Below are 8,521 nucleotides of genomic sequence, written 5' to 3'. Positions count from 1 at the left end.
AGAGACAGGCTACTACACCCCGCTTCCGAACAACCCCACCCACCTCTACGCCAAGGCCCTATCAACCCTCCCCACCTAACCCACGAAAGGCCACGATGTCCGAAGGAAGGCTGCTGAGCGACGCGTCGATCGGTGCGATCACGGACCTCGCCCGCTCGACACCCGACGTCGAACGCGTGCTAGCCGACGCCGGCATCACGCTGGAGGTGCTTCCGCCGGTCCGCGACCAGGGCGCGGTGATCGTCCCCAATGTCAGGCAGCGGCTGGCCAGGACATTGAAGGCGCTCGACCTGACCGACCGCTCAACGGTGAACTCGGTGCTGGCCGCCGCGACGAAGCTCGCCGAGATCTACGAGAACGCGCCGAACGCCAAGCCGGGGAGACTCGCCCGCCTGCGCGACTGCCTCGCCGCCGACGGATACCACGTCGACAAGGCGGGCGACCCCATGGCCGCGATCCGCTCCCTGGCCGACACCGCCGGGCGGGTGCTCACGGACGCGTCCGCGATCCGCGCCGAACTCACCCGCCTGGAACGCAACTTCGACGCCGACCCCAGCCAGGACATCGGCGCGGCCAAGCGGCTGATCGAGTCGACCGCAAAGATCGTCCTTGCACGCACGGGGGGTTCTGTCCGCCGTAACCCGAGCATGCGTGATCTGATCCCGGATGCGATGAGCGGTGTGGACGCCTGGTCGGCGACCAAACACCCGGACATCCGAGCGATGATGGACAATCTTCGCGATGCCGCATTGAAGGTCAACGCGCTCCGAAACAAGGCGGGTGACGGGCACGGCGGCGTCACCGCAGTGACAGGCGTCGACGACCGGGACAGCCGCCTGGCCGTCCGGGTCGCCATCGCCTGGTGCGCCTACGTTCTGGACTGCCTCGGTGACCTCCCCGCTCACTCCTCCGCGGACTGAGCCTGCCCCGACTGGCGCATGTACTCCGACCTGAGGGTGGACAGGGGGCGCAGCACGTCGTCGACCGGGGTGTGCCAGAAGTCCCACCCGTTCGCCTTCGCCCCCACGACGGCCGCTGCCGCGGCGGACGGGGACTCATAGATTTCGCCCTCGATCTCGATGAACCCCTCGGACGTCACCAGGGCTGTCGCGTTCTCACCGTCGAGACGGCGATCGACGAGCGTTGCGCCGACCTCCAGGAGGCCCCGCTCGACAAGGTCGGAGACCTGTACCCCGTGAAAGGTCCGCCGGAACGGGATCTTCACCTGGCCGTCGGGGGCCGGGTAGTCGGGGGAGTAGTCCGGGTCGCAGAGAAGCGTGAACGCATCCCGGATCACCTTGGCCATTCCGGTCTGCCGCGCCGAAAGGAAGTCCTGGTATCCCATCCCCTGCCATCCGTCCGGCAGGGCGTGCAGATACCGCTGGCGGAGCAGCTCGTCCTCGGTGAGACCGGAAGCCTCGACCTCCGCGGGCCAGAAACGGTCCGGGTCGCCCTCACCGGAGGCTCCCTTCCAATCGACGAGGGTCATGTTCGCGATACGGTTGCTGAGCTGCGTCCCCGTGATCTGAGCGGTGTTCTGCAGATACGTACGCGGGAACAGGTGGTGCCGCCGGATGCCGTTCTTGCTGGTCTTTGTGGGGTCCAGAACCGTGCGCACGCTCGTTCGCGAAAGTAGCACCGGCGCGTCGTGGATGTTGAGGGCGGCCAGATAGGCGGACAGGCTCGGTGACTTCGACGCCGACGTCGCCAGTTCGTTCGGCAGCCCGATGTTCCAGAAGTCGTTGGTGAGGGTGGAGTCGATGACTCGGTCGAGCGCGGCGCAGAAGGCTTCCGCGTCCCCGTCGGGAAGGTCGCCGAACATCGCGAAGTCGCGTTCCGCCCGGGTTTCGAAGGTGCCCGAGTAGCGGGCGGTCATGTGCGCCATGAAGAACCAGCGGGCGATCACCGGCTCCAACCGCCGCGTCGGCACCGCGAAACGGCTGCGGCCGAACAACCAGATCGCGTACGTGAACAGCACGGCGTTGTCGCTCGACACCATCTTGGCGCCGCGGAATCCCGCGCGCTCCAGGCACTGCAGGAAGGCATGCCAATTGCCGAGGTCGAGCACATGGGACTGCGCCTCGGCCAGAATCGCGAACTGCTCGTCCCGGCTCAGCCCGGGGCCGCCCTTGCCGCGGAGAAGCTGGTACACCTGCTTGAGCACCGCGCGCCGGAAGGCCAGTGCGACACTGACGCGGAGAAGCTGGTCCGGCTGCGGCCGCAGGTACCAGTTGAAGGCCGTCTCGCCGTCCAAGGTCGGCTGCCTCGCACTCCGGCAGAACTCCTCCAAGTCGACGCGCCCCTTCTCCCAGAAGACGCTCATCAGAGTGAGGATGAAGTCGGCCTGGTTGAGCGTCACGCCCTCACTGTTGATCCGGACGAAGATCTCGGCGACCTGCTCCTCGTCGATCGACCGCGACAACTCCATCACCTTGAAGGAGTAGTTGCTGAGGTCGCGGCAGCGGTCCAGTGCCTCGGTCAGCTGGTCCTGCTCCTCTTGGGGGACCTCCCGGCGCGACGACAGGCGCTCGATGAACTCCCGGACGACACCGTGAAATCCACGACCTGCCCATAGGACGCTGATGTCAGGAATGAACTCGGGGTCCTTCTCGATTGCCGCGTCGGTGACCTCGAACCTCCCGTCCGCCGGACGGAACGCGATGCGGATCCGGGTCCTGTCGTAGTTCTCGCGGACGACCTCGATGCCCTTCATGACCGCGTACAGGGAAGTGAGCCGCTGCTGCCCATCGACGATCAGGTTGCGCGGCACGGCGTCCCCGCTGCCGATCCGCCTTGCTCCCGGCTCCGCGTCGGTCTCCCAGAACAGCAGGAAACCTACCGGGAAGCCCTTGTACATCGAATCGAAGAGCGATCGCACCTTGGTCGCCTTCCACACGAACGGACGCTGAATATCCGGGAGTGCGACATCTCCGCGATCGATGGCCTCGACGAGATGGGTAACGGAATAGTCCGTGGTCCGGAACAGCATAGAAGTCACGATCACCTACCCGTTCGAGTTTCTGGACCACCCAACCCTAGGGGCAGGCCGCGCCTGTTGTCGTCTCCTCGAAGACGAAAGATCACAACGGCCCACATGGCCCTTGTCGATCTCAGGTGCGGCTTTCGATCATGCTCAGTGGATTGCAAAATGCCCGCTTTGTTCAACCTTGAGAAGGTCCCGTCCCGCCCGGAATACGATCATGACTCCGAAGATGCAGGTCTGCAGCGCGGCTACGCGCCGAACGTCGAGTCAAAGGCATGTCTCGCCGACGGCGCACCCCTGCGGCCACGAGTCGTCTCGGCGGCGCCGGCGGGTCGGCGCCGTGCCGAGTGGGTTGATCAGCCGTTCTAGACTTCGCGGATGGCGAGGGAGAATCTCAGTCTGACGGTTTTGGGGTCCGCGACGCCGTACCCGAGCGTGGGGAACCCATGCTCCGGCTACCTGGTGTCCGGCGCGGGCGCCAGGGTGTGGGTGGACGCGGGCACCGGGACGCTGGCCGAGCTGCAACGGCACGTCCGGCTGGACGAGCTCGATGCGATCTGGATCTCGCACCTGCACGCCGACCACAGCGCGGACCTCCTCACCGCCTACTACGGCGCGCTCTACGCCGACATCCGCCTCGCCGCCCCGATACCTCTGTACGGCCCGCCGAGCACGGCCGACAGGCTGGCGCATTTCCTCACCAACACCTCCGTTCGCAGCCCGGTCGAGTCCGCCTTCGCCATCGAGGAACTGCGGGACGGGCATTCGGCCCGAATCGGCGCGCTCACGCTGACCAGCCGGGCGGTATCGCACGGCATGCCGGCCTTCGCACTGCGCGTCGATGCCGAGGGCGGGTCACTGGTGTACTCCGGGGACACGGCCCCCTGCTCGGCGCTGACCAGTCTGGCCGAGGGGTGCGACGTGCTGCTGTGCGAGGCCGACAGCGCCGAGATCCCGGCTACGGGGGAGCAGGTCCACCACACACCGGAGAACGCCGGTGACACCGCCCGCGCGGCCCAGGCGAGCCGGTTGATCGTCACCCACGTCGGACGTTCCCTCACTCCTCGGCAGGCGGTGGCCGCTGCCTCGACCCGCTTCGACGGCCCCACCGTCTACGCCGCTCCAGGCGAGACCTTCCGGGTCGGCTGAGCGACCGCGACGGGCGGGCCGGGCGCAAATGGATTTCCGCGCCTCGTCGTCGCGCGGCTCCGCAGCGTCATATGGCTGGCCGAATTGCAGTCGATGAGCGGTTGTAAAACCCGTCGATGACCATGATCGGCCAGTAACGTGACGGCCCACGGTTGGATCCGCACACTGAGCCTGCCCATCGGGGGCATTCCGATTCAGCAGGTGGGAGCTCCCAGTGCGAAGAGCAAGGGCGACGCTGGCCGTCGTCGTCATCATGATCATGGCGTTCGGTCTTGCCGGCGTTCCCGGGTATGCCGAGAGTGCACCACCGGTCACGTCCGGTCCCACGACGCGGGTCATCGAGGCCGCCGACGGGAAGCCGATGGTCCTGGAGTACACGCCCGCGAACGTACAGCGACCGCAGCCATCGGCGTCCAGTCGTGCCGCTGCGCTCCTGGAGATCCCCATCCAGCACTACAACATCTGCGCTGGAAACGACTCGTGCGTTGAACATCCGGTGCTCAAGAACCGGGCAAAGAACCTGGTGGCCTTTTTCAAGGGCACCGACAACCCCTGGTTCATCTCGCTCAACGAGGTCTGCCGGCAGGATTTCGAGGACCTGGTCACCAGGACGGGCAGCCCGGGCACGATGGTCGTCAGCCTGCCCAAGAACACCAATGATTGCGGTGGCGAGCCGTTCGGTAGTGCGATCCTGCATCCGGGTGGTGTCAAAGTGGACGGCATCGCGCGCTACCTCCCGTCGCGAGATGAGGGCCTGGACTGCACAGTAGACGAGTGCCGCACCATGCTCTGCCTCAAACTGCAGACCTATATCGGGGTCATGACGGTCTGCACGACCCACCTGGAGAATGAGGAAGAGTGGGCGAGACCGCAAGCCGCTGAATACCTCGTGATGGCCACGGCGTACGCGGCCGGACAAGCGAGAGTACTCGCCGGCGACTTCAATCTGCTGCCGGATGATCTCCGTGACGCGGTTCCCGCATACTTCACGGGCATGCAGGATCTAGTGGCCCAGGACAAGGGGACAATGCCGACTTGGAAGGACCACGACGGCGAGCCGGAAACCTACCCCCGGGCGGCCACTCCCGACGGGCATGTCGACTACATCTGGGTCGACCGCACGGGTAAGCCCACTACGAAGGCGCCATACTGCCCGACCGACCCTCTTGCCAGCGATCACTGCTACACCTCCGGCACCTGGGTGCACTGATCCGGGCACGGACGGACGCCGAAAAGGCGCCGCCTGACGACAGGTCGTCGTCAGGCGGCGTCATGTCCTTGAGCTACGGCAAGGGCCGGCCCTTCGGTGCGCACCCACCGTGGAACCAGTGAAGCGCCGTGCGCCCGCGACACGGCGGAAATGCGCCGGCGTCTTCGGCGTCCACCGGTCGGACCGCCCGTCCTGCTGAGCCGTCACCGGCTCGCTTGCGGCACTTCGTCGAGGGCGCGCCGTCCGGTGACCACGAGGAGGATGTCCTTGGAGGTCATCGCCACGACGGTGGATCCGTCCCCGACGGAGACGTCGGAGTCGGTGGCGGCCAGTTTCCGCCCGCCGAGGTCGACCCCGAAGTACTTCAGCTGCCGGGGCTTGGTCGACGCCAGGACCAGTGCGAGGCGCTCGGCCGGTGCCGGGGGGAGGCCGAGCGGCTCGGTGAAATCGAGGCCGTGGATGACGTCGTGGCTGAGGGCACCGACCTCCCCGCCGCCCGGCGGCTGCCAGGGGTGGTCGACGTTGCGCCGGAGAAGGTCGAGCAGTTCGGCGTCGCTCATCGCCCGCGTCGTCGACCGGGCGTCCCGGTCTGCGTAACGGTTGAACGAGAAACCGGCCCGGACCAGACCTGCCAGCACTCCGATCGACTTGGTCCGGTACGGCATCGTCATGTGGGCGACCACCTCGCGGACCCGCCACCCGTCGCACAGGGACGGCGTGTCCCACTGCTCCGGTGTGAGGTCCCCGAGAATGCCGGCGAGCCGTTCCCGCTCTGCCTGGGTCTCGCTGGTCAGGTGGGACGAGTGTGTCTCCATCGGGCTTTCCTTCCGCGTCGTCGGGTCTTCACCGGCTTGTACGACGCGGCCCGCGAGAACTCATCGCTCGGACGCTGACATGCTCCATACCTCGGGGAGGCCGAACTCGGCGAACCGGTCCTGGGTACCGAGGAACGTCACCATCCGGGCGATCCGTCCGTCCCGTATCTCGACCGCCACGAGCGCGAACGGGCGGAGGACGCCGTCGTCCCCGGGGCGGTACTGCCCGAACCCGGGTGCACCGTTGATGCCGCATGGCGCCAGCCGCGCGCCCGCACAGGAGTCGCTGGCCCCGGTGAGCGTGGCGATCTTCCGCGCGCCTTCCAGCCGCCACCGGAACGGCGGCATGGAGGCCACCGCGTCCTCGCGCAGCACCGCGGTCAACCCGGCGACGTCGTGTGACTCGAAAGCGGCCACGTAGCGGCGCAGCAGATCACGCTGCCCGGCGTCTTCGGGGTCGTAGACGTCGGACGGGTCGGGCCGGTCGGCGTCCAGCGAGGCCCGCGCGCGCTGCAACGCGCTGTTCACCGCGGGCACCGTGGTGCCGAGGATCTCGGCGGTCTCCCGGGCGCTGAACACGAGAACGTCCCGCAGCACCAGGACGGCCCGCTGCCGGGGAGCGAGACGCTGGAGCGCCGCGATGAACGCGAGCCGGACCGACTCCCGCCCCAGGACCACTTCACCGGGGTCCTGCCCGTCCAGCAGCCGCGAGTCGGGCATCGGCTCCACCCAGACCTCTGGAGGCAGCGGCGCACCGAGTTCCGGCCCCGCCGACGCGACGTCCATCACCAGGGCCCGCCGCTTCGCGGCCCGGAGCATGTCGATGCAGACATTGGTCGCGATCCGATGGACCCACGTGCTCAGCCGAGCCCTGCTCGGATCGTACTGATCCCGCCTGGACGACGCCCGGATCAGCGTCTCCTGAACCGCGTCGTCCGTGTCGGCCGCAGACCCGAGAAGCCGGTAGCAGTAGCCGGTCAGCGGCCCACGCAAAGCCTCCAGCTCCTCGACCGCCAACTGACCTCCCCGCACGACCCACCCCCCAACAAGCCATCACCCCAAGTCTGCCGCACCCCCCTGTCAAAAGCCCTCGGACGCTGCGGCTAGGCGCCCTCGGCAGGCACGAGAAGACCGAAGATCCGCACCGCGACGCTCCCGTCGGGCAGAGGTGCCGGACTGCCCGCGGCCACCGCCTCCCCACCTGGCCACCGCTCGCCGTCCAGAAGCACCTCGTTCGTCTGCAACCGGCCGTCGTGGTGCGCGAGGAACAGGCGCAGGCCATGCACCTTGCGAGTGAGCGGCTCGGAGCGCAGCGCGTCCAGCAGCAGATCCAGCAGCGGCCCGGCCGAGGGCACCGGCCGGTCGGCGAACAGGTTGAGCTGAGCTCCCAGGATCAGCTCGAACGCGCCGCCGGCGTGCTCGTACCGCTCCCGCTCCACCTGGTCAGGGGCCGCCCCGGGACGGAGCAGCCCCTCCACGATCGGATGCAAGGCCCCACGCTCGAACTTGTGCACTGCCCCGCCGATCGCCTCGCGCCAGGTGGCGCCGTGCCCGGCGAAGCTCTCCACCAGCCGCGACGCGGCCAGCGCCGGATGCGACACCGCGAAGTCGACCTGGGCCATCACCACACCGGCCGGAGCGGGATGCACGAACAGCTTCGCGTCGACCTTCGTCTCGCCCCCGAGCGGGACATGGTGTCCGCGTAGGAGCCCCTCGAACGCGGCACGCGGCGAGGGCACGCCGCCGTCACCCGGTAGGACCGGCCCCAGATCGGCACCCAGAGCGGTGTCACCGATGACCAGGTCCGACATCGCCGACCCGGCGTGCAGCGCATTGTTGACCGCGTTGAACTCGCTGCTGCGCAACGCGACCCGCTCGATCTCACCGCGCTCGGCCCGCTGGGCGCGTGCCAGAGCGGCGACGAACACCGGCTCGTCCGGGAGGCCGACCCGGCCGCCCGGGGCCACCACGGCGTCCGAGAAGGACACCTCCGGCAGCAGCCGCCGGGTGAAGGCCATCGGCAGGAAGATCAACAAGCGTTGGGCCAGCCACGGCTCGACACCGGCCCCGGTCAGCCGGTTCCACACCTCATCGTCCCCGGGCGGCTCCGCCCCCGCGCAGAACGCGGCGACCCCCACCTCCACGGCATCGTCGAACGCCATCGATTCGATCATTGCTGAACCCTAATGCGGCGAGCGCGCCCCTCTCAGGGCTTCACCGAGCCCACGTCCGGCGACCCCCTCTGTGTCAGGCTCAGGTGGGACACGAGGGGATGAAGTTCCCTAACTGATGTGAACAGGGCGAGAACGGGTACTGAGCAGAGTGACGATGACCAGCCACGATCTTCCTTCTGGTGACGGGCCG

At 67.9% G+C, this 8,521-nt stretch carries 7 protein-coding genes; 3 read left to right on the top strand and 4 right to left on the bottom strand.

The features are described 5' to 3' along the window. The first annotated feature begins 95 nt into the window (after nucleotides 1-95). Nucleotides 96-920, top strand: coding sequence for an abortive infection family protein (locus E1289_RS34440; RefSeq protein WP_131987840.1), 825 nt, complete (start codon nucleotides 96-98; stop codon nucleotides 918-920). Here E1289_RS34440 and E1289_RS34435 read toward each other — a convergent pair. After that, nucleotides 902-2,989, bottom strand: coding sequence for a DUF262 domain-containing protein (locus E1289_RS34435; RefSeq protein ID WP_131987838.1), 2,088 nt, complete (start codon nucleotides 2,987-2,989; stop codon nucleotides 902-904). The genes E1289_RS34440 and E1289_RS34435 overlap by 19 nt on opposite strands. A gap of 372 nt (nucleotides 2,990-3,361) precedes the next feature. Here E1289_RS34435 and E1289_RS34430 point away from each other — a divergent pair, with 372 nt between their 5' ends. Next, a complete protein-coding gene (locus E1289_RS34430) occupies nucleotides 3,362-4,132 on the top strand; it encodes an MBL fold metallo-hydrolase (protein WP_131987836.1) in 771 nt (256 codons plus the stop codon). 214 nt (nucleotides 4,133-4,346) lie between these two features. Then, on the top strand, nucleotides 4,347-5,342 hold the full coding sequence (locus E1289_RS38625) for an endonuclease/exonuclease/phosphatase family protein (protein WP_165970737.1): 996 nt from the start codon (nucleotides 4,347-4,349) through the stop codon (nucleotides 5,340-5,342). Nucleotides 5,343-5,545: 203 nt separating this feature from the next. Here the strand turns inward: E1289_RS38625 and E1289_RS34425 are convergent, their stop codons facing one another. The 3 genes from E1289_RS34425 to E1289_RS34415 form a co-directional block, all read right to left on the bottom strand. Then, a complete protein-coding gene (locus E1289_RS34425) occupies nucleotides 5,546-6,157 on the bottom strand; it encodes a maleylpyruvate isomerase family mycothiol-dependent enzyme (RefSeq protein ID WP_131987834.1) in 612 nt (203 codons plus the stop codon). A gap of 60 nt (nucleotides 6,158-6,217) precedes the next feature. Beyond that, nucleotides 6,218-7,174 (bottom strand): RNA polymerase subunit sigma-70, encoded by a 957-nt coding sequence (locus tag E1289_RS34420; protein WP_131987832.1) that lies wholly within the window; start codon nucleotides 7,172-7,174, stop codon nucleotides 6,218-6,220. An 86-nt stretch (nucleotides 7,175-7,260) separates the two neighbouring features. After that, nucleotides 7,261-8,331: a DUF6348 family protein gene (locus E1289_RS34415; RefSeq protein WP_131987830.1), complete on the bottom strand. Its 1,071-nt coding sequence runs from the start codon at nucleotides 8,329-8,331 to the stop codon at nucleotides 7,261-7,263. Nucleotides 8,332-8,521: the final 190 nt, after the last annotated feature.

Source organism: Actinomadura sp. 6K520 (assembly GCF_004349245.1).
Classification (GTDB): Bacteria; Actinomycetota; Actinomycetes; order Streptosporangiales; family Streptosporangiaceae; genus Spirillospora.
This window is presented reverse-complemented; position numbering and strand designations above follow the sequence as displayed.

Excerpts from the sequence above, each read along its gene's own strand:
- E1289_RS34440 (WP_131987840.1), top strand. The coding sequence starts at position 96 with ATGTCCGAAGGAAGGCTGCTGAGCGACGCGTCGATCGGTGCGATCACG.
- E1289_RS34435 (WP_131987838.1), bottom strand. The coding sequence starts at position 2,989 with ATGCTGTTCCGGACCACGGACTATTCCGTTACCCATCTCGTCGAGGCC.
- E1289_RS34430 (WP_131987836.1), top strand. The coding sequence starts at position 3,362 with ATGGCGAGGGAGAATCTCAGTCTGACGGTTTTGGGGTCCGCGACGCCG.
- E1289_RS34425 (WP_131987834.1), bottom strand. The coding sequence starts at position 6,157 with ATGGAGACACACTCGTCCCACCTGACCAGCGAGACCCAGGCAGAGCGG.
- E1289_RS34415 (WP_131987830.1), bottom strand. The coding sequence starts at position 8,331 with ATGATCGAATCGATGGCGTTCGACGATGCCGTGGAGGTGGGGGTCGCC.